Here is a 25,172-nt window from a genome sequence, read left to right as displayed (position 1 = left end):
TCGATGCACATAGACATCCCCGAGGGGCAGGAGCCGATCGGGTACGTGTGGGGTGGCATGGTCCCCGGCATCGGCATGGCCGCCGCGAACTTCTCGCTCTCGGTGTACGAGCACACGACCCTGGGGCTGAGGGAGTTCGAGGCCGCACGGCTGCGCGTCGCGCAGATCAACGGATGTCTGTTCTGCCTCGACTGGCGCACCGAGCGCGAGGGCCAGAAGGTCGAGGAGGAGTTCGCCGAAGCGGTGACCCAGTGGCGCACCACCGACGCCTTCGACGACCGGACACGTCTTGCCGCCGAGTACGCCGAGCGGTACGCCCTGGATCACCATGGCCTCGACGAGGAGTTCTGGACGCGGATGACCGCGCACTACAGCCAGCACGAGATCGTGGAACTGAGCATGAGCATCGGTTCCTGGCTGGCGTTCGGCCGGCTCAACCACGTGCTCGGCCTCGATGCGGTGTGTGTACTGCCCGGGCACTGACTCCCCGGGCAGTGCCCAGGGGAGTTGCTACACATCCGTGGCGATGATCTTCTCGATGTTCCGTTCGGCGAGCGCGGTGATGGTGACGAACGGGTTGACGCTCGTGTTGCCGGGGATCAGCGATCCGTCGATGACGTACAGGCCCGAATAGCCGTGCAGACGGCCGTAGTTGTCGGTGGCCTTGTTCAGGACCGCGCCGCCGAGCGGGTGGTACGTGAGGTGGTCGCCCCAGATCTTGTACGTGCCGAACAGGTCGGTGCGGTAGATCGTCCCCTCCTTTGAGTTGATCTTGTCGAAGATGGTCTTGGCGGCGTCGATGGACGGCTGCTTCCAGGCCGTCTGCCAGTTCAGCTCCGCCTTGCCCGCCGCGGCGTTCCAGGAGAAGGAGGCGCGGTTGGGGTTCTTGGTGATCGACAGGTAGAACGAGGCGTAGGTCTCGATGCCGGTGGGCAGCGGCGCGACCTCGGCGAACGCGCCGCCCGCCGCCCAGTTGTCGATGCCGCCCGTGGGAATGGACGACTGGACCTTGCCCGTCGGGTCCCACAGATGGTTGGCGCGGCCGCACATGACGTTGCCGTTGTCGCCCCAGCCCTTGCCGATCTCCCCGTTCAGCTGGGGCAGTGCGCCGGTGGCTTTCAGTTTGACCAGTAGTTTGCTGGTGCCGACGCTGCCCGCCGCGAAGAACACCTTGTCCGCGGTCACGGTCTTGGTGGCGGTGGTGGCGCCGCTGGTGTTGAGCTGCTCGATGACGACGGTGTAGCCGCCGCCGGAGGCGGGGGAGACCGTGGTGACCTTGTGCAGCGGGGAGATGGTGACCTTGCCGGTCGCGGTGGCCTTCGCGATGTAGGTCTTCTGGAGCGACTTCTTGCCGTAGTTGTTGCCGTAGAGGATCTCGCCTGCGACCGCCGACTTGGGGACCGTTCCCGCAGCCTCCTGCTTCATGTAGTCCCAGTCGTAGACGCCCGGCACGAAGACGTACGGGAAGCCGGAACGCTGGGCGTGCTTACGGCCGACCCTGGAGTACTGGTAGCAGTCGACGCTGTCGAACCAGGCCGGGTCGATGAGGCTGACGCCGAGACCGGCGTTGGCGCGCGGGTAGTAGGTGGAGTACATCTCGTCGGCGTTGACCGACGGCAGGATGGCGCCGAAGTTCTCGCGCTTGGGCGTGACCGCCATGCCGCCGTTGACCAGGGAGCCGCCGCCGACGCCCCGGCCCTGGTAGACGATGATCCCGCCCATCTCCTCGGCGTCGAGGATCCCGGTGTAGCGGGGGATGTCCCTGTCGATCGGGAAGCCGAGGAAGTTGCTCAGGGGCTGTTTGGTCTTGGTGCGCAGCCAGTAGGAGCGGCCGTCGGGCGAGGTCGTGTGGGCGAAGATCTTGCCGTCGGAGCCGGGGGTGTCCCAGGCCATGCCCATCTCGACCATCTGGACGTCGACGCCCGCCTGGGCGAGGCGCAGGGCGGCGACGGAGCCGCCGTACCCGGTGCCGATCACCAGTACGGGGACGCGGGCTCCGTCACCGATGGGTCCGGCGGTGGCCGCGGTCGCGGACTGCGTCCTGGCGGAGGCGGGGATGGCCTGAGCGGAGAGGGTGACGGCACCAAGAATAGAACCCGTTCCAGTGATGAATCTTCGACGCGTCACGCCCTCTGAGGCGGTAATGCGCGTGGTAGTGCCACTCATGTGACGTTCCTCACTCTCGTAGGAATGGGAACGAGTTCTACTGCTACTGGCTCATTAAGTCACTGCATACCTAGAGGTAACTTCTGTCCGATCTTGTACCAATTCTGATCTTGCGCCTCTGCGGATCTTGTACCTATGCGGTGCCGTCGCCCCTCAGCTGCTTCCGCGCCAGATCCACATCGAAGTCCGCCTTCGGGTACTGCGGATCCAGCGCGCTCAGGTGCTCCAGGAGCAGGCCGCTGATCGCCCAGTTGCGGTACCACTTGCGGTCGGCCGGGATCAGGTGCCACGGGGCGTGCGCCGTCGAGCAGCGTTCGAGGGCCATCTCGTACGCCTCCTGATAGGCGGGCCACAGGCCGCGTGACTCGATGTCGTCGGCGCTGAACTTCCAGTGCTTGTCCGGGTTGTCGAGGCGTTCGAGCAGGCGGCGGCCCTGCCTCTCGTACGAGATGTGCAGGAAGCACTTGATGACGGTGACGCCGTCGTCGGCGAGGCTCTGCTCGAAGCGGTTGATCTGGCCGTAGCGGCGGCCGAGCTGACGGCGGGGGGCCAGTTCGCGGACGCGGGCGATGAGGACGTCCTCGTAGTGCGAGCGGTCGAAGATGCCGATCTCGCCGGGCAGCGGCAGGGCCCGCATGACGCGCCAGAGGAAGGGGTGGCTCCGTTCCTCCGGCGTCGGCGCCTTGAAGGCCTTGATGCGGCAGCCGGAAGGGTTGAACGAGCCGATGACGTGCTTGACGGTGCCGCCCTTGCCGCTGGTGTCCATGCCCTGGAGCACGAGCAGGACGCGGCGGCGATCGCCCGCGGTGCTCGCCGCGTAGAGCCGCTCCTGAAGGTCGGCGAGCCGTTCGCCCATCTGGGCTGTGGCCAGGACCCCCGCGGCTTTGTCCGCAGGGCCTGCGGGGGTCGCGTCGGCCGCATAGGAGGCGAGGTCCACGCGCTCGCCTTCGCGGATGCGGAGGAGTTCGCTGAGCGGGGCGGGGTGTGCGCCCTGTTTCTTGCCGTCTTTCGCGCTCTTCTTGTCTTTCTTGTCCTTCTTGTTCTTGGTCACTGGGTGAGCCCTTCCTCCGGTGTCCCTCGATGGTTGCCGCGCGGGCCGGGGCCCGCCACTCAGTTCGGGCCCGAGGGGAATCCTTGTAAAGGAATCTTTCTAAAGATAGCTTTACATCATGTCGGAGACCCATGAGATCCCTGAGACCCCAGAGGCCGCATCCCCGGACGACACGCCGCCGCCCCGCAGCATCCGTCTCACCGACCCCCGCGCCCTGCGGGCCTACGCCCACCCCACGCGCATGGCCCTGGTCGGCCTGCTGCGGCGGAGCGGTCCGTTCACGGCCACGCGCGGCGCCGAGCTGACCGGAGAGTCCGTGGCCAGCTGCTCGTACCACCTGCGGATGCTCGCGAAATACGGGCTCGTCGAGGTGGCGCCGGGCGGCCGGGGGCGCGAGAAGCCGTGGCGGGCGACCGCCCAGTTCACCGACTGGCCCGGATACAGCGAGGACCCGTCCGTCGCCGAGGCGTCGGACGCGCTGAACACCGCGGTCGCCGAGCGGTACTTCGAGCGCGTCATGCGGGCCGCGGAGCGACGTCACCTCCTGCCGCGCGCCTGGCAGGAGGCGGAGCAGTTCGGCGACACGTTCATCCACCTCACCCCGGAGGAGCTGACCGAGATCGGCGAGCGGATTAACGACCTGCTGCGTCCGTACGAGGACCGCAACGCCGACCCGTCCCGGCGCCCCGAAGGAGCACGGCGGGTCAGCGTGCTGCGGATCGCCTTCCTGGACCAGGAGATCGCCGAGGACGTCCCCGACGGCGACGCGGAGGCCGACCGGTGACGGTGGCGGAGCGCATACCCGGGCTTCTGCGTGAGCGGACCTTCCGGCGCTACTGGACCGGCCAGACCGTCTCCCTCATCGGCGGCGAGATATCGCTGATCGCCATCCCGCTCACCGCCGTGCTCGCCCTCGGCGCCGACGCGGCCGAGATGGGCTGGCTCAAGGCGGCCGAACTGCTGCCCACGCTGCTCCTCAATCTCCCGCTGGGTGCGTGGGCCGACCGGCAGGCCCGGCGGCGGCGCGCCATGATCGCCGCCGACCTGGTCCGCGCGGCGCTGCTCATGACGTTGCCGGTCGCGTACCTGCTCGATGTCCTCACGCTCGGGCAGCTCTACGCGACGGCGTTCGCGATCGGCGCCCTCACGGTGCTCTACGACGCCTGCAACAACACTCTGTTCGTGGCGCTGGTGTCCGCCGAGCACTATGTGCGGGCCAACTCCCTTGTCAGCGGCAGTCGTTCTATGTCCTGGCTGGCGGGACCCGGGGTCGGCGGTCTCCTCGTGCAGTTTCTCACCGCCCCGTTCGCCCTGCTCGCCGACGCCTTCACCTATCTCGTCTCGGCCCGCTTCCTCTCGCGCATCGAACCTGTCGAGCCCGTGCCGGAACCCGTCGGCAAGGGACACTTCACGGCGGGGCTGCGGTGGGTGGTCAAGGAGCCGTCGATGCGGGCGCTGTTCGCGTGGTCCGGGACCATCCAGTTCTTCAACTACATGTTCCACACGCTCTTCGTGCTGTACGTGACGGTCGAACTCGGCCTGGGTGCGGGTGTTCTCGGCGCCATACTGAGCGCCGGTGCCGTAGGCGGTCTCATCGGCGCGGCGTGCGGCGGCAGGATCGTCCGCCGTTTCGGCATCGGGCCCTCGATCCTCTGCGGCTCCGTGGTGTTCACCCTGCCTCTGCTGCTCGTGCCGCTCGCCGACGGTCCGTTGCCGCTGGTCGTCGTCACGCTCTTCTTCGCCGAATTCCTCAGCTGTGTCGGTGTGATGGTCACCGACATCGCCGCCGCGTCACTCCAGATGGTGCTGATCCCCCAGACCATCCGCTCACGGGTCATGGGCGCCTTCCGCACCCTGAACCACGGTTTCCGTCCGTTGGGCGCCCTGCTCGGAGGGTTCCTCGGCGCGGCGATCGGACTGCGCCCGACGCTCTGGATCGGCACGGCCGGAGCTGTCCTCGTGGTGCTGTGGCTACTGCCGTCGCCCGTTCCAGGTACGCGCGAACTGCCGGAGCCCGCGGACGCGGACGCCGTGTCCGCGTAGGCACCGAGGCCCCTTGCACCCTTGCGCGAACCATTGACATCCCACCCCGGCGTCGGGAAGCTCCATCACGCCCGTGTTAACGCTAACACCGGGCTGACACGCACCTGGGGGAGCCGCCCATGTCAGGTAGTCGTCACAGCCTTCGTCCGGCGTCAGGCGCTCCGGTCGACCGCCGCGCCCTCCTCGCCGCTGCCGCCGCAGGAGCGCTCGCCACGGCCTGCGGAACCGCGAGCGGGCAGCCTCCCGGCAAGGTCGCCGTGCTCGGTGACAGTGCCGCCTGGGAGAAGCCGATGGCCGCCGCGGGGGCGGCCATGAAGTCCGTGGCGGGCCTGCAACTGGTGCCCGAGGTCAATCCGTCCCTCGAATCGTTCGAGCAGGTCGTCAAGTCCTCGCTGCGCACCAGCAAGACGCCGGACATGCTCAAGTACTGGTCGGGCTACCGGCTCCAGGACCTCGCCCGCACCGGTGGCATCGTCGACCTCACCCGGCAGTGGGACCGCGCCGTCGGCAAGGGCTGGGTCGACGCCTCGTTACGGGAGGCGTTCACCTATCGGGGGCGGGTCCACGCCCTGCCGATGAACCTCGCGTACTGGGTGTTCTTCTACAACATCGAGGTCTTCGAGGAACATCGCCTCCAAGTCCCCGAGACATGGGGTGACTTCCTCGCCGGCTGTGAGCGGCTCAAGGAGAGCGGGATCACCCCGCTGCACGGCTCGGCGGCCGACCGCTGGCCCTCCTTCATCTGGTTCCAGGAGATCCTCAGCCGCCAGGACCCGCAGTTCTACGCGGACTTGATGAACGGTCGCGAGCGGTACACCGACCCTCGTGCCGAACGCGCTCTGCGCACCCTGGTGTCCTTCTTCGACAAGGACTGGTTCACCCCCATGGACATGAACCACGCCGACGCCGCCGCGGCCGTCGTCCACGGCAAGGTCGGGATGGTCCCCTGCGGCACCTGGCTCGGTTCGACGCTCGTGGGCGCGGGCGCGAAGCCCGGCAAGAACTTCGGCGCCTTCGTGCTGCCCATGGCGGATCCGAAGGCCCGCCCCTGCGTCATCTTCGAGTCCAGCGCCCTCGTCTCCACCGTCAAAGGACCCGACCGGACCGAGGCGTTGAAGGCGGCGGGCAACTGGCTGCGGCCCGCCGTCATGAAGGCCTTCTCGCACAGCCTCCAGGACGGCTGCCCGAACCCGGAGGTCGAGCCCCCGAACCCGATGATCGCGGGCCTGGCGAAGAAGGTCCGCGGCGACAAGCTCTGGCTGCTCAACCGCTTCTGGGAACAGGGTCCGCCCGAACTGGTCGAGGCGACCGTCGACGACCTGGCCGGCTTCCTCCTGAACCCGTCCTCGTACCGCAAGGTGCTGCGGACCATGCAGGAGCGTGCGGACGAGGCGTGGCAGGTATGGCGGGAGGCGGAGAAGACATGACCGAGATCGCGGCCTCCGCCCAGCAGCCCGCCCAGCAGCCCGGCCGCCGGTCCGCCCCGAACCCCGTTCGCTCACGCCGTCGCATTCCCACCCGCACTCCGCACCAGGCCGCCGCCCGCGGCAACAGCAGACTCGGCGGACCGCTCACCGCACTGCCCTGGGCGCTGCCCGCCTTCGCCTTCGTCGGCGTACTCCTCGTCTATCCGTTCTTCCGCAGCGTCTACGACAGCTTCTTCGAGGACAACGGCTTCACGAGCAGCTTCACCGGGTTCGACAACTACACGCGCCTCGCCGACGACCCGATCCTCGGACGTTCGCTGCTCAACACCCTGATGTGGGTGGCCGGAACCCTGCTCCTGCCCGTCCTCGCCGGACTGCTCATCGCCGTCGCCACCCACAGGACGCGGTTCGGCGGGATCGCGCAGCTCGTCATCGTGCTGCCGTACGCCGTCTCGGCCGCCGCCACCGCCGTCCTGTGGAACTTCATGCTGACGTCCGACGGCGCGGTCAACCAGGTCCTTCGCGGGGTCGGCCTGGACTCCTGGGCGCAGACCTGGCTCCTGGAGTGGCCGCAGAACACCCTCTCGATGATCGTCGCCAGTACGTGGCAGGCCACCGGGCTCAACGTCGTCCTCTTCGCGATCGGGCTTCGCGCCATCCCCCAAGACACCTTCGAGGCAGCCGAGTTGGACGGGGCGAGCGGCTGGCGGATGTTCCGGTACATCACGCTGCCCCAGCTGCGGGCCGTGACGGTCGTCGTGGTCGGGATGGCCATCGTGAACAGCCTCAAGGCGTTCGACATGATCTGGATCCTCACCAAGGGCGGCCCGTCCCGCTCCTCCGAGACCCTCGCCCTGAGCATGTACCGCGAGGTCTTCCGGCTGTTCCACATCGGCTACGGATCGGCGATCGCGCTCGTCCTCTCGGTCATCGTCGTCGCCTCCTCCTGGATGTACTTGCGCCACCAGATGCCCGAGGCCGAATCGCGCGCCCCCGCCACCACCGCCGCCACCAAGGCCTGAGGAGGCTCTTCATGGGTCGCACCGTGCGCCACCTCTTCATCGCGGGATGCGTGCTGCTCTGGCTGATCCCGCTCTACCTCCTCGTGGTCAACGCCCTCACGCCCGCCACCGAGTACACGGGCAGACCCGACTGGACCGTCCAGGGCTTCGACCTCGCCGAGAACCTCAGGACCGCCTGGAACGTCGCGGGCATCGGCGACAGCTTCCAGGCCTCGCTGCTCTACGCCGTGGTGTGCGGTCTGGCCGCGGTGCTCATCGCGGCCATGGCGGCGTTCGCCGTGGTCGTCCTGCCCATCCCCAGGCCCGCCTTCTGGTTCTGGCTGATCTACTCCGGCACGCTCTTCCCGCTGCAGATGTTCCTCGCACCGCTCTTCGGCCTGTACGCGGACGCCGATCTGTACGACACCAGGCTCGGGCTCATGCTCATCTACGCCGCATGGGCGGTGCCGTTCGCCTTCTTCCTGATCCGCAATCAGATGACCACCATGCCGCCGGAGCTGACCGAGGCGGCCCTCATCGACGGAGCCTCCTTGCGGCGGGTCTTCTGGCGCATCCACGTGCCGCTGATGAAGGCGGGCCTCGGAGCGGCCTTCATCTTCCAGTTCACGGCCGTCTGGAACGACCTGCTCCTGGGCATCACGCTCAGCCGCAGCCCCGACGTCCAACCGGTGATGGCCGCCCTGACCACCCTCAACAACGCCTACTCCTCCTCAGGACCGCCCGTCATCCTGGCGGGCACGCTGATCGTCTCCGCGCCCACGCTCCTCCTCTTCCTGGTGTTCCGCGGCCTGTTCCTGCGCGGCGTCACCGCATCCGCACGCTGAGACCCGCTCAGCCCCGCCGAGCCCCGCCGGAGGCAACCGCATGACGACACGGGCCCTCGTCCGCACCACCGACTGGGACAACGACCGGATACGCGAAAGCCTGCGCTCCAGCGTCATCACCGCGGAGGGAACCCTCGGCGGCAGCACCCTGAGGCTCACGGAGGAACCGCTGCTGCGCAGGACGGCGGACGGTGACGGCCTCGCGCAGTCCCTGCGGATCGAAGCGGTCAACGGGTCGGCGTTACCGGGGGAGTTCACCGTCCTCACCGAGTCGGGTACCGCGCTGCCCGTCGAGCAACTCGCCGGTCCCGGCCGCTCCGTACGCCTCATGGTGCCCGCCGTCGACACCGAGACCCGCCTCACCGTCTGCCTGCCGCACACCACCGAGGGCATAGACGTCCGCCTCACCCCACAGCGCCGCTGGACCCTCCACCTGGTCCACCACTCCCACCTCGACATCGGCTACACCGACCCCCAGGGCCACGTACTCGCCGAGCACCTCTCCTTCCTCGACTCCTGCCTGGAGCTGACCCGGGCCACCGACGACTGGCCCGCCGAGTCGCGGTTCCGGTGGTGCGTCGAGTCGTTGTGGTCGTTCCAGCAGTGGGCGGACGCCCGCCCCGCCGAGCAGGTCGAGGAGTTCGTACGCCGGGTGCGCGAAGGACGTATCGAGCTGACCGCGCTGCCGTTCAACCTGCACACCGAGACCTGCTCAACGGACGAGCTGCACGAACTGCTCCGACTCGCCCACGACGTGCGCGACCGGCACGGCGTCACGTTCACCTCCGCCATGCAGACCGACGTGCCGGGCGCTGTCGTCGGCCTGGTCGACGCACTGTCCGCCGCCGGGGTCAAGTACCTCTCCGTGGCCCACAACTGGGCCGGGCGTTCCGTGCCCCACCTGGTCGGCGGAGAGAAGCTGCCCCGCCTCTTCCGCTGGCGCGCCCCCAGCGGCAACAGCGTCCTCGTCTGGGTCACCGACACCCCGCACGGCCTCGCCTACATGGAAGGCCCGCTGCTCGGCTTCGACACGGACTACGCGGACGTCGACGACCTGCTTCCCGCCTATCTGACCTCCCTGGCCACCAACCCCTACCCCTACCGAGGCGGCATCTTCGGCTGGGCCATGGACCAGACGGAGACCAAGCGCGAGCCCTACCCCTGGGACGTTCTCCACCTGCGCGTCCAGGGCAAGTTCGGCGACAACGCGCCGCCACGCCGCATCATCGCCGACACCGTCCGCCGCTGGAACGAGACCTGGGCCCACCCCCAGCTGCGGCTCTCCCGCAACGAGGACTTCTTCACCGACGCCGAGGCCAGACTCGGCGACGCCATCCAGACCTTCGAGGGCGACTGGACCGACTGGTGGGTCGACGGAGTCGGCTCCGGCGCGCGGCCGCTGTCCCTGGCCCGCACCGCCCAGTCCGTGGTCGCCGACGCCCAGACCATCGGCACGTTCGCAGGCATCCTCGACGCCACGGGGGCCGAGGACGACAGCGCGGACGCCGCCGGGGTCTACGAGGCGGTGTCGCTCTTCGACGAGCACACCTGGGGCGCCGGCGACCCGTGGACCCACGGCGACGAGGGCGGCCACTCCGGAGAACACCAGTGGCACTGGAAGTACGGGCAGGCGATGCGCGCGTACGACGACGGCAACGCGCTCCTCGGCAGGGCGAGCGCCCGGCTCGGGCAGCGGCTCGCGGCGACGCCGGGCGTGGCCGCGACCTACCACGTCGTCAACACCTGCTCCTGGCCGCGCACGGACGTCGTACGGATCTTCCTGCCGGAGAGCAGCGTGCCGCTGGAGCAGCCCGTGGCCGTGCGCGACGCCCGCGACGGGCGCCGCCTCACCCACGAGGAACAGCCGCAGACCAACGACGACCACCGGGACGCCGGACGGTTCCTCCTCGTCCGCGTGGACGAGGTGCCGCCCGCGGGCTCGGTGCGCCTTGACATCACCGCCGACGCCACGCGGGCCGACGAGCGGTCACGGGCCACGGCTCTGAAGGCCGCCACCGGCTGGAACCCCACCGGCGGCACCGAGCGCGAGGACCCGGCACGCACCGCCGCCGAGGCTCTCGCCCTCCCCGAACCGACCCTCCTGGAGAACGAACACCTCGCTGTCCGCGTGGACCTGGCGCACGCCTGCATCGCCTCGGTCGTCGACAAGGCGACAGGGCGTGAACTCGTCCGCCCCGACGCGACCGTCGGCTTCAACGGCTACCTCCACGACAGCTACACCACCGCCGGGGCCTTCAACCACAACTCAAGCCGTACGACGGCGTCCGACCGCCTCGAACACCTCGGCAACCGCGCCGTCGCCCCACCCGCCGCGCTCATCGCCCGCCGCTCCACGCCGACGTCCGAGTCGATCACGTACGAAACACGCCCGGCCGGAGCCAACCGGCTGCGCACCACCCTCACGCTGCCCGTGGGTGTGCCCCGCCTCGACATCGAGAACCGCCTCGACAAGGCCGCGACGCTGAGCAAGGAGAGCGCCTATTTCGCGTTCCCCTTCGCCTTCGACGAGCCGGTCGTGCGGATGGAGGCGTCCGGCGGTGTCACGGGCACATCCCTTCCCGTGGTGCCGGGGTCGGCCCTGCACATGCGGGCCGTACGCCGCTGGGTGACGCTCGCCGACGACGGGCTCGCGGTGGCCTGGTCGACGCAGGACGCGCCGCTGGTGCAGTTCGGCAACATCGCGCTGCCGTACGCGCCCTTCCCGAAGACGATGGGGCACGACGAACCCGCCACCGTCTTCTCCTGGATCCACAACAACCTCTGGGACACCAACTTCCCCAGCGCGCAGGGCTTCGAGTTCACCTACCGCTACAGCCTGGCCTGCGGCCCGACCGCCGACGGGCTCGGCCCACGGACAGCGGCGGCCTTCAGCCGTCCCCTGCGGGCCGTGCGGGCCAGGGGAGCCGAGGGAGACGAGCGGGCCTCGCTCTCCTTCGCCGACCTCGGTGACGCGAGGGTCCGCCTTGTCGGTGTCACGACGCCCAGGCCCGGCGAGATCCTGCTCCGGCTGCAGTCCTTCGCACAGGAGCCGGTGGTCTGCCCGGTGCGGGTCCACTTTCCGGTCGTGGCCGCTCACAGCGCGGACTACCTGGGTGCGGTGGGCGAAGAGCTACCTCTCTACGAGAGCGCGTTGACCGTCGACATACCCGCCCTCGGCACCACCGCGGTGCTGTTCGTACGTCCCTGAATCCCGTCCCCGAGAAGACCTCCGCTCGAAGGAGCACGCGTGTACCGGCTCGACCCGCGTTACCCCCCGGCACCGGGGACCGTTCTGACCAGCGGCTGGCAGGCGGTGGCCGCCCAACTGCCCCCCGAACCCGCGATCGTGGCCGTCGAAGGACCACCGGCCGCCGACTGGGAGACCATCGCGGCCCTGCTCACCGCCGCCTGCCGACTGCCCGTACGCACCCTGGACATCCGTACGCACTACGCGCCCCCCGCCGTGGTCCGGCGCCGCACCATGAGCGCGCCGGACGCCGACGACCCGTACTACTGCAAGCTCGCGGAGAACCCCCTGTCCGACCTGTTCCACGAACTCCCGCAGGACGGCGGTGACGCGCAAGGACTGGTACTCGTCTACGGTCCCGGCGCGTCCCTGGTCCTGCACGACGTGCTCTGGTACGCCGATCTGCCCAAGCGGTACGCGGAGTCCGCGGTGGTGGCCGGAGAGGGGAGCAACCTCGGACTGCCCGGTGAGCGGGCGGAGTTGAAGCGGCTCTTCTATGTGGACTGGCCGATGATCGACCGCCACCGTGACGCGCTCGTAGGCCAGTTGGACGGCTGGCTGGACGTACAGGACCCCGGGCGGCCCGTGTTCCTGGACGGGGAGGGCCTGCGGGCGAGCTACGCCGGTCTCGCCCGTCGTCCCGTGCGCACCAGGCCGTTCTTCAACTCCACGCCCTGGGGCGGGCATTGGGGACAGCGCGCCCTCGGCTTCGACTCCGGTGCGAGCAACACCGCACTCGGCTACGAGCTCATCGCCCCCGAAGCGGGCATCCTCATCGGCCACGGCCCCCAGGCCCAGGCGGAGGTCCCCTTCCAGCTCCTGTGCGTCCTGCACCCCGACGAGGTGCTCGGAGCGGAGTCGCACGCCCGGTTCGGCACGTCGTTCCCGATCCGCTTCGACTATCTGGACACCGTGGGCGGCGGCAGCCTCTCGGTGCACTGCCACCCCAAGGAACCGTACATGCGGGAGCGGTTCGGCTGGCTCTACACGCAGCACGAGACGTACTACATGACGCTCGGCAGCGCGGACACGCACGTCTATCTCGGCCTGCGCGAGGACGTCGACCTCGCTCTCTTCCGCAAGGAGATCGAGGAAGCGGCGCACGACGGGGTGTCGATGGACCCCGAGGACCACGTCATGACGTTCCCGGCCGAACAGGGCAGGCTCTTCATGATCCCGGCGGGCACCCCGCACGCCAGCGGCGCGGGCAACCTCGTACTGGAGATCAGCGCGACCCCGTACCTCTACAGCCTGCGCTTCTACGACTGGCTGCGCCCCGACGCCGACGGCAACCAGCGCCCGCTGCCCTACGAACACGGCCTCGCCAACCTGGAGACGGAGCGGCGCGGCGACGCGGTGACCCGCGATCTGGTGCAGGAGCCTTGCGTCCTGCGGCGCGGGGACGGCTGGTGCGAGGAACTGCTCGGTGCGCTCGACGAGATGTTCTACGAGGTGCGGCGCTACACCCTCGACGGGGATGCCGTCGCAGGCGATGACACGGCGGGACGGTTCCACGTGCTCAATGTGGTGGAGGGGGAGGGGATCACCGTGGTGACATCGGCGGGGGAGCGGCACGCACTGGCGTACGCGGAGACGCTGACCGTGCCCGCGGCGGTCGGCGGCTACCGCCTTCAGGCGCGGGGAGGCCCGGCCAAGGTGGTGAAGGCGCTCGTACGGGACCGAAGAGCCATGCGCGCGGGTCATTCGTGAGAGCCGTTCTCGAGATCGGCGGGACCCATGTCACCGCCGCTCTGGTGGACCCGTTCCGGGTACGGGTGAGCCGCCGTGTCCGGCGTTCACTTGACGCGCGGGGCGACGCCGAGCACATCCTCGGCACGGTCGTGCGCTGTGCCGGGGAGCTTCAGGTGCCCGCGGGGCAGGTGTGGGGCGCCGCGGTGCCGGGACCTTTCGACTACGAGAAGGGGATCGCCCGCTTCAGGGGAGTGGGGAAGTTCGACGACCTGTACGGCGTCGACGTGCGCTCGGGGTTCCTCGACGGCGTACGGCCCAGGCCCGCCGACGTGGTGTTCCTCAACGACGCGCACGCGTTCTCGCTCGGGGAGTGGAGAGCGGGGGCCGCGGTCGGGCACCGGCGCTGTGTGGGGATCACTCTGGGGACCGGGGTGGGGTCGGCGTTCCTCGCGGACGGGGTCGTGCGGCGGGCGGGACCCGGGGTGCCGCCCGAGGGCCGTGTCGACTTGCTGCGCTGGTCAGGTGCGCCGCTGGAGGACTCCGTCTCGCGGCGGGCGATCCTGGCCCGCTACGGCGATCGTGACGTGGATGTGCGGGACATCGCTCTGCGGGCGCGGGAGGGCGAGAAGTGGGCGGCACAGGTCCTTGACGAGGCCCTTGCCGCTCTCGGTACCGTTCTCGCCCCGTACGTACGCGACTTCGGCGCGTCGGCGGTCGTCGTCGGCGGCGCCATGGCGCTGTCCTGGGACCTGGTCGGTCCGGCCGTCGGCGTCGGCCTCGGGGATACTCCGGTGAGACCGCGTCCCGGCACGCTGGGAGCGGATGCGGCGCTGATCGGGGCCGCGGAGTACGTGGATGCCGGTGGGCGCCGGGCGGTGAGGCGACCTCCGGGGAGAGGACACACATGACGATGCCCGAACCGCGGCCCCCCGCAGACGGCCCGCCCACCCTGCGGGACGTGGCCGAAAGGGTGGGAGTCAGCGCGATGACCGCGTCAAGGGCCCTGCGCGACGACGCCAGCGTGCTCCCCGCCACCCGGGAACGCATCCGCGCCGCCGCGGCGGAGATCGGCTACCGGCCCAACGAAGTGGCCCGCAGCCTGCGCCTCGGACGAGGCACCGGCCTGGTCGGACTCGTCGTCACGAACCTGGCCAACCCCTTCTACTCGCGGTTCGCCCTGGGAGTGGACTCCGTCATCGCGGGCGACGGCTTCAAGACCGTCATCGGGAACACCGGCCAGGACCTGGACGCCGAGCGTGAGCTCGTCGCCGACCTGGTGGCACGCCGCGTCGACGGCATCATCGCCGTCCCCGCGACGGCCGACCAGGGGCATCTCGCCGCAGCCGCGGCCGACGGCGTGCCCGTGGTGCTCGCCAGCCGCCCGCCCGAAGGGTTCGAGGCCGACTGTGTCCTTGTCGACGACTTCGGCGGGGCCCGCGCCGCCACCGCCCGGCTGATCACCCGCGGTCACCGCAGGATCGGCTTCCTCGGCTCGCCGCCCGCCGTCTACACCGGCACCGAGCGCCTGCGCGGGTACGCCGCGGCCCTCGCCGCCCATGGCATCCCCTTCGACGAGTACCACGTACGACAAGGCCAGACCGAGCCGCGTGAGGCGCGACGGGCGGCAGCCGAACTCCTGGCGCTGCCCGAGCCGCCCACCGCGCTGTTCTGCTCCAACAACCGCAACACGATAGGGGCGTTCCGCGCCATTCGTGCCTCCGGCACCGACACCGCGCTCGCGGGCTTCGACGACTTCGAACTGGCCGACGCGCTCGGCCTGCCGCTCACGCTCGTCGCGTACGACAGCGACGAACTCGGCCGGGCCGCGGGCGAACTCCTCGCCGACCGGCTGCGGGGGAAGGGATCCGACCTCGGAAGGAAGCCGAAGCCCGGCCCGGTGCAGCGCATCGTGATACCCACCAGCCTGGTGGAGTACGGCAGTTGACGGCCGTTTCTTTCGGTGGCTCTACGCCGAGCCTTGAACGTCCGGCGTCGGCTCCGCTTCGGCGCCCGCGCGGCGGCGCTGGCGCGAGGCCCGCAGGTTCGCGGCGTTTCCGCAGTCCCGGGTGGAGTGCCAGACGCCGCTGTTGTTGCGGGAGCGGTCGTAGAACGCCGTGGCGCAGCGTTCGTTGCGGCAGATCTTCAGGCGCCGCCACTCGCCGGTGGTCTGGGCGAGCAGCGCCTCGCACAGCACGGCGGACGTCAGCCAGCGCCAGCCCTCACCCTCGGGCTCGGTGGTCAGGGCCGCGTCACCGTGCAGGTTGACCTGAAGGGCGCATGAGGTGGAGCGGGTGCTCTCACTCTCGCCGCCGGCGCTCTCGCCGCCGGTGCTGCCGCACCGCGAGTGCAGGGCCCGGCGCAGCTGTTCGCGCAACTGCCGCAGCTTGGGCAGGTCTTCCTCGGTGAGCGCGAGCCGCGCCGCCGTGCGCCCTGTCTTCTCGGCCCAGGTGGGCAGGGCCACGGAGATCCAGCCCTGCGCGGCGGCCACGTCCCCGAGGAGGTCGGCCTCGGCCGCGCCGCCGGAGGGCGCGGTGTTCAGGATGTCCTGCACGAGGCCAAGGCCGCCGGGGACGGCGGTGGGGAAGTAGCGCTCGGTCGCAGGCCAGGTCATGGGCATATCTTACGTGACCGCGGGCGACAGCAGCGTATTGCCTTAGCTGCCGTCGCCCGTGATCGCATCGACTGTTGCTCAGACCAGGGTCTTCAGCTGCGACTTGTCGAAGGGCAGCGCGTCACCGAGCCGGTCCTCCAGGGCCTTGGCCGCCCACTCCGGGTCGGCGATGAGGGCGCGGCCCACCGCCACCAGGTCGAACTCGTCCCGCTCCAGGCGGTCGACGAGCTGCTCGATGCCGGTGGAGGCGGACGGTACCGCCCAGCCCTGCGGCCCGATGAACTCCTGGTCGAGGCCGACCGAGCCCACGGTGATCACCGGCTTTCCGGAAATCTTCTTGACCCAGCCCGCGAGGTTGAGGTCGCTGCCCTCGAACTCCGGCTCCCAGTAGCGCCGTGTGGACGCGTGCAGTACGTCGACGCCCGCGTTCACCAGCGGCGTCAGTACGCGCTCCAGCTCCTCGGGGGACTCGGCGAGCCGCGCGTCGTAGACGCCGCCCTTCCACTGCGAGAGCCGGAAGACGACGGGGAAGTCGGGCGAGACGGCGGCCCGCACCGCTGCGACGATCTCCGCGGCGAAGCGGCCGCGGGAATCGATGTCGCCGCCGTAGCCGTCCGTACGCCGGTTGGTGCGCTCCCAGAGGAACTGGTCGAGCAAGTAGCCGTGTGCGCCGTGCAGTTCGACACCGTCGAAGCCGATGCGCTCGGCGGCCGCCGCGGCGTCCGCGAACGCCCGGATCACGTCGTCGAGGTCGGAGGCCGTGAGGGCGCTGCCCTTGGGCTGCCCGTCGAGGCCGATGCCGGAGGGGCTCGCAGAGGGGGCGGAGGGCACCGGGCCGTTGCCCTCGTCGCGTGCGACGCCCACGTGCCACAGCTGCGGAATGATCTTGCCGCCCGCGGCGTGCACGGCTTCGACCACCTTGCGCCAGCCTTCGAGGGCGTCGTCGCCGTAGAAGCGCGGGACGCGGTCGCTCGAACCGGCCGAAGCGTGGTCGACGTACGTGCCCTCGGTGATGATCAGGCCGACACCGGCGGCGGCCCGGCGGGCGTAGTACGCGGCCACGTCCGCGTCAGGCACGCCGCCCGGTGAGAACTCCCTGGTCATGGGTGCCATCACGATGCGGTTGGGCAGGGTGAGGCTGCCGACGCCGAAGGGCCGGTCGAGGGTCTGGGGGGTGCGGGCGGTCTGCGGCGCCGAGGTCATGCGTCCTCCTGGCAGGGAACGAGGGTGCGATCATCGTGAGATCGATGACGTAAGCGTACCTGGTTTACTCATGTCGTTCGGTCGAGGGCCCCATGGCTCGGAGTCTCCTCGGGCCCCTGCGGAGCCGCGTCGCTCGCACCCGAGGCCCGCGCGCTGACCGAACCTCAGTGCGGGAGAGGGAATTCCGCGGTCGCGTGGGAGAATCTGCCGCGTGGACGGGGGCATCCTCGAGCGGGATCTTGAGCTGGTTCGACTGACCGCCGCCGCTCGGGAAGCGGCCGACGGCGCGGGTTCGGTGGCGCTCGTCTTCGGCGAGGCGGGCATCGGCAAGTCGAGCCTCGTGAACGCGCTGCCGAGTGTGCTGTCAGCGCAGGCCAGGGTGCTTGTGGGGCAGTGTGACGACCTTGCCACGCGGCGCCCGCTCGGGCCGTTCCGCGACCTTGTCGGCAGCGTGCGGGCCGAGCTGGCGCAGGCGGTGACCGAGGGCGGCGACCGGCACCGGGTGTACGACGCGCTCCGGGCCGAGCTGGGTGGCCCGCCGCATCCGACGGTCCTCGTCGTAGAGGACGTGCACTGGGCGGACGAGGCCTCTCTCGACGTGCTGCGGTTCCTCGTACGCCGCATGGACCGGATGCCCGCCGTTCTCGTACTGACCTACCGCGACGACGAGCTGAGCCGCGAACACCCCCTGCGCCACCTCCTCGGCCAGGTGTCGCGTACGGCCCGCGTGCACCGCGTACCCCTGTCCCGCCTGTCCCGGAACGCCGTGCGCACCCTCAGCGCGCCAAGGCGGCTCGACCCCGCGCAGGTCTACGCCGTGACGTCGGGCAACCCCTTCTACGTCGCCGAGGTCGTCGCGGCGGGCGGTACCGGAGACGTGCCCCCGACCGTGGTCGACGCCGTACTGGCCCGCCTCCGCGGCCTCGACGACGCCGCACGCGACGCGCTCGAACAGCTCGCCGTGGTGCCGTCGGCGACCGAGCGCACGCTGGCCGACGCGCTACTGCCGGACGGCGTGGGCCAGTTGACCGCGGCGGAACGGCGCGGACTCCTCTTCGTGGCGCCCGAGCGCGTGGTGTTCCGGCACGAGATCATCCGGCGTGCCATCGCCGACTCGCTGCCCGCGGCACGGCGCATCGAGCTCAACCGGAAGGTGCTCACCGTCCTTGTCGCGCAGCCCGGCGCCGACTACTCCCGCATCGTCCACCACGCCGCGCAGGCGGGCGACCAGGACGCCGTCGCGCGCTACGGCCCCGACGCGGCCAGGGACGCCGCACGCACCGGCGCGCACCGGGAGGCCGCCGCCCAGCTGCGGCTCGTCCTGGGCCGTCGCGAGCGCTACGGCCCCGCCGAACTCGCCGATCTCCTGGAGCGGTTCGCGGTGGAGAGCTACACCATCGCCGACTCCCCGGCCGCCGTCGGCGCCCAGCTGGAAGCCGTCGCCCTGCGCCGCTCCCTCGGCGACGTGCGGGCGCTCGGCGCCGATCTGCGCTGGCTCTCGCGGATCCACTGGTGGGCGGGCGACGCGGACGCGGCACAGGAGGCCGCACGGGAAGCCATAGACGTGCTCGAACAGGCCGGTGACGAGCGGCTGTTGGCGCTCGCGCTCAGCAACACCTCGCAGCTCCGCATGCTCTCCGACCGGTACGCCGAGGCCATCGGCTACGGCGAACGCGCCATCACCCTGGCCCGGCGCACGGGCGACGCGGCGATCCTCTCGCACGCGCTGAACAACGTGGGCACCGCCCGCTGGCGCGGCGGCGACCCGCTCGGCCGTCCGCAGCTGGAGGAGAGCCTGGCGGTCGCGCTGAAGGCGGACGAGGCCGAACACGCCTGCCGCGCCTACGCCAATGTCATCTGGACGCTCCTGGAGAACCTGCGGTTCACGGAGGCGGACCACTTCCTGGCTCCCGCCATGGAGTTCGCGGACCGCACGGAGCACCTGGGATTCCTGCGCTACCTCCAAGTGGAGCTCGCGCTGCGGCAGTTCGCGGCGGGCAAGTGGGGCGATGCGGAGAAGCTCGCCGAGTCCGGTGACGCGCAGGAGTTCCCGCCCGCGCGCTGCCCCGCCCTGACCGTCCTCGCGCGGGTGCGGATCCGGCGCGGCGCACAGGGCGGCGACGACCTCCTCGCACGGGCCTGGGAGGTCGCCGCGCGGACCCGGGAACTCCAGCGCACGGCTCCGGTCGCGGCGGCCAGGGCGGAGGCCGCCTGGCTGCGAGGTGACCACGCGGCCGTGATCGACGCCGTCGGCCCCCTGTACGTACAGGCGCGGGACCTGGCCGCGACGCCGTACCGCACGGAGCTCGGCCACTGGCTCGCCAAGGCGGGGCAGCCCGTCGCCGCGGACGACTGCGACCATCCGTACGCCCTGCAGGCCGCCGGGCAGTGGCGCCTCGCCGCCGAGGCCTGGCGGGCGGCGGGCTGCCCCTACGAGTACGCCGCCGCCCTCGCGGAGAGCCCGGACCCGGCGGACAAGCTCACCGCGCTCGCGGGCTTGGACGCCCTCGGCGCCGAACCCCTGGCCCGGATCGTCCGGGGCGAACTGCGCACCCTGGGCGTGGCCCGGATCCCGCGCGGTCCGCACGCGGCGACCCGCCGCAACCCGGCGGGTCTCACCGGCCGCCAGCTCCAGGTCGGAAGGCTCCTGGCGGAGGGCCTGACCAACATCGAGATCGCGGGCCGGCTCTTCCTGTCCGTACGCACGGTCGACAACCACGTCCGCGCGGTCCTGGAGAAGCTCGGCGCCCGCACCCGGCGCGAGGTCGCCGCCCGCGCCGCGCAGCTGGGGATCGAGATCGGTCGCGAAAAGTAGCCAAAAGTAGGCATTGGCCGGGCGTGAGCTAGGTGGTCGGCACGGATATCGGAGCGTCGGGGGCGGCGCTAGAACGGGCTCATCACAAGCGCCGATCCAGCCGATCCAACGGGGGAGTACATGTCCATGACGCCCGCACAGGACGCACGCCGCGAACTGGCAGGATTCAAGGGAGAGTTGAAGGGCCCGGAGGACGCCGGGTACGACGAGGCGCGCGCCGTCTACAACGCCATGGCCGACAAACGCCCCGCGCTCGTCGCCCGCTGCACCGACGCCGACGACGTGTCCCGCGTCATCGGCTTCGCCCGCGCGCACGGCCTGCCGCTCGCGGTCCGCGGCGGCGGCCACCACGGAGCGGGACTCGGCACCGTCGACGGCGGTGTGGTCGCCGACCTCTCACCGCTCAAGGCGATCGAGGTCGACGCGCAGGCCCGCACGGTGCGGGTCGGCGGCGGCTGCGTCTGGGCCGAGGTGGACCGCGCCACGCACGAACACGGCCTGGCCACGCCCAGCGGCATCATCTCCTCGACCGGCGTCGGCGGCCTCACCCTCGGCGGCGGCCTCGGCCACCTCACCCGCAGGTTCGGGCTGAGCGTCGACAACCTCCTGGGGGCCGACCTCGTCCTCGCCGACGGCCGTCAGGTGCGGGCGAGCGAGGAGGAGAACGCCGACCTCTTCTGGGCGATCCGCGGAGGCGGCGGCAACTTCGGCGTCGTCACCTCGTTCCTCTTCCGGCTGCACGAGTTGAGCACGGTCGTCGCGGGCCCCACCTTCTGGCCCGTCGAGCAGGGCGCCGAAGTCCTCGCCGCCTACCGCGACTTCCTGCCGGGTCTGCCACGCGAGACGACCGGCTTCTTCATGTTCGGCACCGTGCCCCCGGCCCCGCCCTTCCCCGAGAGCATCCACCTGCGCAAGATCTGCGGCGTCGTGTGGTGCCACACGACCGAGGACACCGACGCGGCGGCCCAGGCCATGGCGCCCCTGCTCGACGCGCTGCCCGATCCGCTCCTGCACGCCGTGGGGGAGATGCCGCACCCGGTGCTCCAGTCCATGTTCGACGGGCTCTACCCGCCCGGCGACCAGTGGTACTGGCGCGCGGACTTCGTCGACGACATCCCGGACGACGCCGTCGCCCTGCACGCCAAGTTCGGCGCCGAGCTGCCGACCATGAAGTCGACGATGCACCTCTACCCCATCGACGGCGCCGCCCACGACCACGGCCCCACGGACACCGCCTGGAGCTACCGCGGCGCCCGCTGGGCCACCGTCTACGCGGGAGTGGACGCGTCCCCGTCCCACGCCGACCTCATCAAGCGCTGGACGGTCGACTACTTCGACGCGCTGCACCCGTACTCGGCGGGCGGCGCCTACGTGAACATGATGATGGACGAGGGGCAGGAACGCGTACGGGCGAGCTACCGCGACAATTACGCACGCCTGGCCCAGGTCAAGGCCGCGTACGACCCGGACAACGTGTTCCGCCTCAACCAGAACATCGAGCCCGGCCCGCGCGGTCCCGCGTAACCCCTGCGGCCCGCCTCGCCGCGCCCCCCGGTGACATGGGTCGTAGCGTGGGGGCCATGTGCTGGAGCGCGACGGCCGATGTCGTGGCGGGCGCGGGTGTCGCGGCGGTGGGAGTCGCGTGTGTGACCCGGGCGGCCCGCGGGGCCCGCCCGGGCGATGTGCCGATCGCCGCGCTCCCACTCCTTCTGGGCGCCCACCAGATCATCGAGTCCCAGGTCTGGCGAGATGGCGGCGGCACGGGCCCCGCCACCGTCGCCTGGGCCGTGATCGCCCTGCCGCTGCTCCCGCTGTGGCTGCCCGTGGCGGTGCTGTGCGCGGCGCCGCCGAGCGCGCGCCGCCGCCTCCTGATCCCCCTGGCGGCGGGGATCGCGACGGCGGCGGCGCTCTCGTACTCCCTGGCGACCCGCACCGTGACGGCCGAGATCCACGGCCACACGGTCGGGTACGCGTTCGGCCTGCCTCAGCCCGAGCTGATCGTCGCCGGATACCTCTTGGCGGCCATCGGCTCCCTGCTCCTCTCCGGCGACCGGGGCCTGGCCCTCTTCGGCCTCCTGGTCGCCGTCGGGGCGGCGGTGTGCGTGGTGCTGTGGCGCCGGGAGTACGTCTCCACGTGGTGCGCGTTCGCGGCGGTGTGCTCGGTGGTCCTGTACTTCTGGGTCAGAAGGCGTTCTCGGGCAGCTCCAGAGCCGTCCGGTCCAGGCTTTCGAGAAGCGTGAACTGGGCCTCGGTCTTGGGCAGTTCATGGCGGAAGAAGTAACGGCAGGCGGCGCGCTTGCCCGCGTGGAAGTCCTCGGTGCCCGCTTCCGCCGCGAGCAGCTGCTCCAGCCACATCCAGGCGACGACCACGTGCCCGACCGCTTCGAGGTAGACGCTCGCGTTGGCGAGCGCCGTCTGCGGGTCGCCGGTCGACCAGAGCCGCCGCGTCACGTCCACCGCACGGGCCACGGACGCGTCGAGCGCACGCCCGTACCCCGGCGCGACGCCGCCCGCCGCGGCGGCACGGGCTGTCGACCGCGCGATGCGCTCGCCGAGCAGGGCGAGACCCGCACCGCCGTTCATGACGACCTTGCGGCCGAGCAGATCCAGGCCGTGGATGCCGTGGGTGCCCTCGTGGATGGGGTTGAGGCGGTTGTCGCGGTAGAACTGCTCGACGTTGTACTCGCGCGTGTAGCCGTAGCCGCCGTGCACCTGGATCGCCAGGTCGTTGGCCACCAGGCACCACTGCGACGGCCAGCTCTTGGCGATGGGCGTGAGCACGTCGAGCAGCAGCTTGGCCTCGTCGCGCTCCTCGGGCGAGGTGCCTGTGTTCTGCTCGTCGAGCAGCCGCCCGCAGTACAGATTGAGCGCGAGCGCGCCCTCCACGTAAGCCTTCTGGGCGAGCAGCATCCTGCGCACGTCGGCGTGCTCGATGATCGGGACCTGTGGTGACGCCGGGTCCTTGGCCGTGAGGGGGCGGCCCTGCGGGCGGGTGCGCGCGTAGTCCAGGGCGTGCAGATAGCCGGTGTAACCGAGCGCGGTGGCGCCGAGGCCCACGCCGATCCGGGCCTCGTTCATCATGTGGAACATGTACTTGAGGCCGTGGTTCGCATCGCCGACGAGATGGCCCACCGCGCCGGGCTCGCCGCCGGGCCTGTGGGCGCCCTCGCCGAAGTTCAGCAGGGTGTTCGTGGTCCCGCGGTAGCCCATCTTGTGGTTGAGGCCCGCGAGCACGACGTCATTGCGCTCGCCGAGTACACCGTCGTCGCCGACCAGGACCTTGGGCACGATGAACAGCGAGAGCCCCTTCACGCCGGGCGGGCCGCCGGGGATGCGCGCGAGCACCAGATGCACGATGTTCTCCGAGAGCTCGTGCTCGCCGCCGGAGATCCACATCTTGTTCCCGAAGAGGCGGTAGGTCCCGTCCTGCTGCGCCTCGGCCCGCGTCCGCACGTCGGCGAGCGACGAACCCGCCTGCGGCTCCGACAGACACATCGTGCCCAGGAAGCGGCCCTCCACCATGGGGCGTACGAAGGTGTCGATCTGCTCATCGGAAGCGTGCGCGAGGAGCAGATTGGCGTTGCCCATGGTCAGGAAGGGGTACGCGGCGGTGCCGACGTTCGCCGCCTGGAACCACGCGAAGCAGGCCTGCGCCACCACCGACGGCAGCTGTCCGCCGCCGATCTCGTGATCCATGGCGCTGGCCAGGAGCCCCGAATCCCCGAAGACGCGGAGTGCCTCCTTCACCTCGGGGATGATGTGCACCTTCTCCCCGTCGAAGGTGGGCTCCTGGGCGTCGCTCTTCTTGTTGTGCGGGGCGAAGTGCCGTGTGGCGATCTGTTCGCTCAGCTCGAGGGCGGCGTCGAAGGTCTCGCGGGAGTGGTCCGCGTACCGCTCCCTGCCGGTGAGCGCGGGTACATCGAGCCACTCGTACAGCAGGAACTCGAGGTCGCGGCGGGAAAGGAGCAGGGATGCCATGCGGATTCTCCATGCGGTGACGGTGACGGTGGCGGCGGTACCGATCCCGGGGCGAGAAGCCCCGCACAGCTGATACTAAGCGGTCGCTTATGGTGTTTGTCGAGGGTGGGGCGTTTGTCGAGGGTGGCAGGCAGCCGGTATCCGGCCTTCCTACTGCCCCGCCGCGCCCTCCCCGTCCAGGGACGACTGCAGCCGTACGTTCGCCATCCGCATGTGCTCCGCCATCGCCCGGTCCGCGGCTTCGGGGTCGCCCGCGCGGATCGCGTCGAGGACCGCGCCGTGCTCGCACAGGGTGCCGGTGACGGTGCCCTCGATGTCGCCTGCGCGCTCCATCCACACCTGGAGCAGCGCGCGGATGCTGTGCAGGATGTCGCTGAGCACGGAGTTGCGTGCGATGTGCGCCGTCTCCAGGTGGAAGGCGATGTCGGCGTCGACGAACGCCTTGACGTCCGAGCCCGCCTCGCGCATCCGCTCCAAGTGCCCTTCCAGGCGCCGCACATCGTCGTCGCCCGCCCGTTCGGCGGCGAGTCGCGCCGAGACGCCCTCCATGTACGTGCGCACCTCGACCAGGTCCTGCGTACGCCGCTGACCCAGCATCAGGCCCCAGTTGATGGCGCGCGGCAGGAACTCCGACGTGCCCTCGCGGACGTACGAGCCCGAGCCCGGCCTGATCTCGATGATGCCGAGGACGTCGAGGGCGGACAGCGCCCCGCGGACGCTGGAGCGGGCCACCCCCAGGGCCTCGGCGAGCTGGCGCTCGGCGGGGAGCCGGGTGCCCGGCTTGATGTTGCCGGCGGAGAGGTGGTCGAGGAGGCGCTTGGCGACCTCGCTGACCGAGGACTCGCGCACCACCGGGCGCAGGAGCTGGGCGAGATCCGGCTGCTGGTGATCGGGCTGACTGGTCACGGTCACCAGTAGACCAGACCGCCGTACCGGGCGGTCGGGGAGTCCCGCCTCCCGCTCCGCCGCCTCCCTTCGCCTGCGTCACCTGGTGTTGTCAAGGATTTAACAACTCCGATGTCTGCGACATTCGCCACTTTGGTAAATTGGTGACCAATTTGAAAATCGGGCCTAGCGTGAACTCCAGATCGGC

19 protein-coding genes are annotated in these 25,172 nt (G+C 70.6%); 13 read left to right on the top strand and 6 right to left on the bottom strand.

Features of this window, described 5'->3' with window-relative positions:
- Window positions 1-3: 3 nt before the first annotated feature.
- Window positions 4-483, top strand: a complete 480-nt coding sequence (locus tag ACWFRJ_RS31220) for a carboxymuconolactone decarboxylase family protein (protein WP_453538608.1) — start codon at window positions 4-6, stop codon at window positions 481-483.
- A gap of 27 nt (window positions 484-510) precedes the next feature.
- Here the strand turns inward: ACWFRJ_RS31220 and ACWFRJ_RS31215 are convergent, their stop codons facing one another.
- Both ACWFRJ_RS31215 and ACWFRJ_RS31210 read right to left on the bottom strand, forming a co-directional pair.
- Window positions 511-2,166: a GMC oxidoreductase gene (locus tag ACWFRJ_RS31215; RefSeq protein WP_453538292.1), complete on the bottom strand. Its 1,656-nt coding sequence runs from the start codon at window positions 2,164-2,166 to the stop codon at window positions 511-513.
- Window positions 2,167-2,299: 133 nt separating this feature from the next.
- A complete protein-coding gene (locus tag ACWFRJ_RS31210) occupies window positions 2,300-3,217 on the bottom strand; it encodes a PPK2 family polyphosphate kinase (protein ID WP_453538289.1) in 918 nt (305 codons plus the stop codon).
- Window positions 3,218-3,335: 118 nt separating this feature from the next.
- Between ACWFRJ_RS31210 and ACWFRJ_RS31205 the strand changes: the two genes are divergently transcribed.
- The 9 genes from ACWFRJ_RS31205 to ACWFRJ_RS31165 all read left to right on the top strand — a co-directional run bounded on the left by ACWFRJ_RS31205 (window position 3,336) and on the right by ACWFRJ_RS31165 (window position 15,417).
- Complete coding sequence (locus ACWFRJ_RS31205) at window positions 3,336-4,001, top strand: winged helix-turn-helix domain-containing protein (RefSeq protein ID WP_453538286.1); 666 nt, start codon at window positions 3,336-3,338, stop codon at window positions 3,999-4,001.
- Window positions 3,998-5,260: an MFS transporter gene (locus ACWFRJ_RS31200; RefSeq protein ID WP_453538283.1), complete on the top strand. Its 1,263-nt coding sequence runs from the start codon at window positions 3,998-4,000 to the stop codon at window positions 5,258-5,260. The genes ACWFRJ_RS31205 and ACWFRJ_RS31200 overlap by 4 nt, the downstream gene beginning before the upstream one ends.
- A 119-nt stretch (window positions 5,261-5,379) precedes the next feature.
- Window positions 5,380-6,687: an ABC transporter substrate-binding protein gene (locus tag ACWFRJ_RS31195; RefSeq protein WP_453538280.1), complete on the top strand. Its 1,308-nt coding sequence runs from the start codon at window positions 5,380-5,382 to the stop codon at window positions 6,685-6,687.
- On the top strand, window positions 6,684-7,709 hold the full coding sequence (locus ACWFRJ_RS31190) for a carbohydrate ABC transporter permease (protein WP_453538277.1): 1,026 nt from the start codon (window positions 6,684-6,686) through the stop codon (window positions 7,707-7,709). The genes ACWFRJ_RS31195 and ACWFRJ_RS31190 overlap by 4 nt, the downstream gene beginning before the upstream one ends.
- Window positions 7,710-7,720: 11 nt before the next feature.
- Entirely contained in the window at window positions 7,721-8,533 is an 813-nt protein-coding gene (locus ACWFRJ_RS31185) for a carbohydrate ABC transporter permease (protein ID WP_453538274.1), read from the top strand.
- 40 nt (window positions 8,534-8,573) lie between these two features.
- Window positions 8,574-11,741, top strand: coding sequence for a glycoside hydrolase family 38 N-terminal domain-containing protein (locus ACWFRJ_RS31180; RefSeq protein WP_453538271.1), 3,168 nt, complete (start codon window positions 8,574-8,576; stop codon window positions 11,739-11,741).
- A gap of 39 nt (window positions 11,742-11,780) precedes the next feature.
- Window positions 11,781-13,490: a class I mannose-6-phosphate isomerase gene (locus ACWFRJ_RS31175; protein WP_453538268.1), complete on the top strand. Its 1,710-nt coding sequence runs from the start codon at window positions 11,781-11,783 to the stop codon at window positions 13,488-13,490.
- Window positions 13,487-14,380 (top strand): ROK family protein, encoded by an 894-nt coding sequence (locus tag ACWFRJ_RS31170; RefSeq protein ID WP_453538265.1) that lies wholly within the window; start codon window positions 13,487-13,489, stop codon window positions 14,378-14,380. The genes ACWFRJ_RS31175 and ACWFRJ_RS31170 overlap by 4 nt, the downstream gene beginning before the upstream one ends.
- 2 nt (window positions 14,381-14,382) lie before the next feature.
- Complete coding sequence (locus tag ACWFRJ_RS31165; RefSeq protein WP_453538605.1) at window positions 14,383-15,417, top strand: LacI family DNA-binding transcriptional regulator; 1,035 nt, start codon at window positions 14,383-14,385, stop codon at window positions 15,415-15,417.
- Between the two features lie 21 nt (window positions 15,418-15,438).
- Here ACWFRJ_RS31165 and ACWFRJ_RS31160 read toward each other — a convergent pair whose 3' ends face one another.
- Both ACWFRJ_RS31160 and ACWFRJ_RS31155 read right to left on the bottom strand, forming a co-directional pair.
- Window positions 15,439-16,083, bottom strand: a complete 645-nt coding sequence (locus tag ACWFRJ_RS31160; protein WP_453538262.1) for a CGNR zinc finger domain-containing protein — start codon at window positions 16,081-16,083, stop codon at window positions 15,439-15,441.
- A gap of 78 nt (window positions 16,084-16,161) precedes the next feature.
- Window positions 16,162-17,286 carry an NADH:flavin oxidoreductase gene (locus ACWFRJ_RS31155; RefSeq protein ID WP_453538259.1) on the bottom strand — a complete coding sequence of 375 codons (1,125 nt, stop codon included), beginning with the start codon at window positions 17,284-17,286 and terminating at the stop codon, window positions 16,162-16,164.
- Between the two features lie 211 nt (window positions 17,287-17,497).
- On the opposite strand from ACWFRJ_RS31155, the gene ACWFRJ_RS31150 reads away from it, so the two are divergent.
- The 3 genes from ACWFRJ_RS31150 (at window position 17,498) to ACWFRJ_RS31140 (ending at window position 22,341) form a co-directional block, all read left to right on the top strand.
- Entirely contained in the window at window positions 17,498-20,101 is a 2,604-nt protein-coding gene (locus ACWFRJ_RS31150; RefSeq protein WP_453538256.1) for an ATP-binding protein, read from the top strand.
- 120 nt (window positions 20,102-20,221) lie between these two features.
- Complete coding sequence (locus ACWFRJ_RS31145; RefSeq protein ID WP_453538253.1) at window positions 20,222-21,625, top strand: FAD-binding oxidoreductase; 1,404 nt, start codon at window positions 20,222-20,224, stop codon at window positions 21,623-21,625.
- Between the two features lie 56 nt (window positions 21,626-21,681).
- Window positions 21,682-22,341 carry a DUF6629 family protein gene (locus ACWFRJ_RS31140; RefSeq protein WP_453538250.1) on the top strand — a complete coding sequence of 220 codons (660 nt, stop codon included), beginning with the start codon at window positions 21,682-21,684 and terminating at the stop codon, window positions 22,339-22,341.
- Here the strand turns inward: ACWFRJ_RS31140 and ACWFRJ_RS31135 are convergent.
- Both ACWFRJ_RS31135 and ACWFRJ_RS31130 read right to left on the bottom strand, forming a co-directional pair.
- The gene (locus ACWFRJ_RS31135; RefSeq protein WP_453538247.1) at window positions 22,283-24,079 is read right to left on the bottom strand and encodes an acyl-CoA dehydrogenase; all 1,797 of its coding nucleotides are present in this window, start codon (window positions 24,077-24,079) and stop codon (window positions 22,283-22,285) included. The genes ACWFRJ_RS31140 and ACWFRJ_RS31135 overlap by 59 nt on opposite strands.
- Window positions 24,080-24,229: 150 nt before the next feature.
- Window positions 24,230-24,991, bottom strand: a complete 762-nt coding sequence (locus ACWFRJ_RS31130; RefSeq protein WP_453538244.1) for a FadR/GntR family transcriptional regulator — start codon at window positions 24,989-24,991, stop codon at window positions 24,230-24,232.
- Window positions 24,992-25,172: the final 181 nt, after the last annotated feature.

The sequence above is a fragment of the Streptomyces sp. NPDC055239 genome, from assembly GCF_053606205.1.
This window is presented reverse-complemented; position numbering and strand designations above follow the sequence as displayed.

Coding starts and splice junctions, on each gene's coding strand:
- ACWFRJ_RS31220 (WP_453538608.1), top strand. CDS start 4: ATGCACATAGACATCCCCGAGGGGCAGGAGCCGATCGGGTACGTGTGG.
- ACWFRJ_RS31215 (WP_453538292.1), bottom strand. CDS start 2,166: ATGAGTGGCACTACCACGCGCATTACCGCCTCAGAGGGCGTGACGCGT.
- ACWFRJ_RS31205 (WP_453538286.1), top strand. CDS start 3,336: ATGTCGGAGACCCATGAGATCCCTGAGACCCCAGAGGCCGCATCCCCG.
- ACWFRJ_RS31195 (WP_453538280.1), top strand. CDS start 5,380: ATGTCAGGTAGTCGTCACAGCCTTCGTCCGGCGTCAGGCGCTCCGGTC.
- ACWFRJ_RS31190 (WP_453538277.1), top strand. CDS start 6,684: ATGACCGAGATCGCGGCCTCCGCCCAGCAGCCCGCCCAGCAGCCCGGC.
- ACWFRJ_RS31185 (WP_453538274.1), top strand. CDS start 7,721: ATGGGTCGCACCGTGCGCCACCTCTTCATCGCGGGATGCGTGCTGCTC.
- ACWFRJ_RS31180 (WP_453538271.1), top strand. CDS start 8,574: ATGACGACACGGGCCCTCGTCCGCACCACCGACTGGGACAACGACCGG.
- ACWFRJ_RS31165 (WP_453538605.1), top strand. CDS start 14,383: ATGCCCGAACCGCGGCCCCCCGCAGACGGCCCGCCCACCCTGCGGGAC.
- ACWFRJ_RS31160 (WP_453538262.1), bottom strand. CDS start 16,083: ATGACCTGGCCTGCGACCGAGCGCTACTTCCCCACCGCCGTCCCCGGC.
- ACWFRJ_RS31155 (WP_453538259.1), bottom strand. CDS start 17,286: ATGACCTCGGCGCCGCAGACCGCCCGCACCCCCCAGACCCTCGACCGG.
- ACWFRJ_RS31145 (WP_453538253.1), top strand. CDS start 20,222: ATGTCCATGACGCCCGCACAGGACGCACGCCGCGAACTGGCAGGATTC.
- ACWFRJ_RS31140 (WP_453538250.1), top strand. CDS start 21,682: ATGTGCTGGAGCGCGACGGCCGATGTCGTGGCGGGCGCGGGTGTCGCG.
- ACWFRJ_RS31135 (WP_453538247.1), bottom strand. CDS start 24,079: ATGGCATCCCTGCTCCTTTCCCGCCGCGACCTCGAGTTCCTGCTGTAC.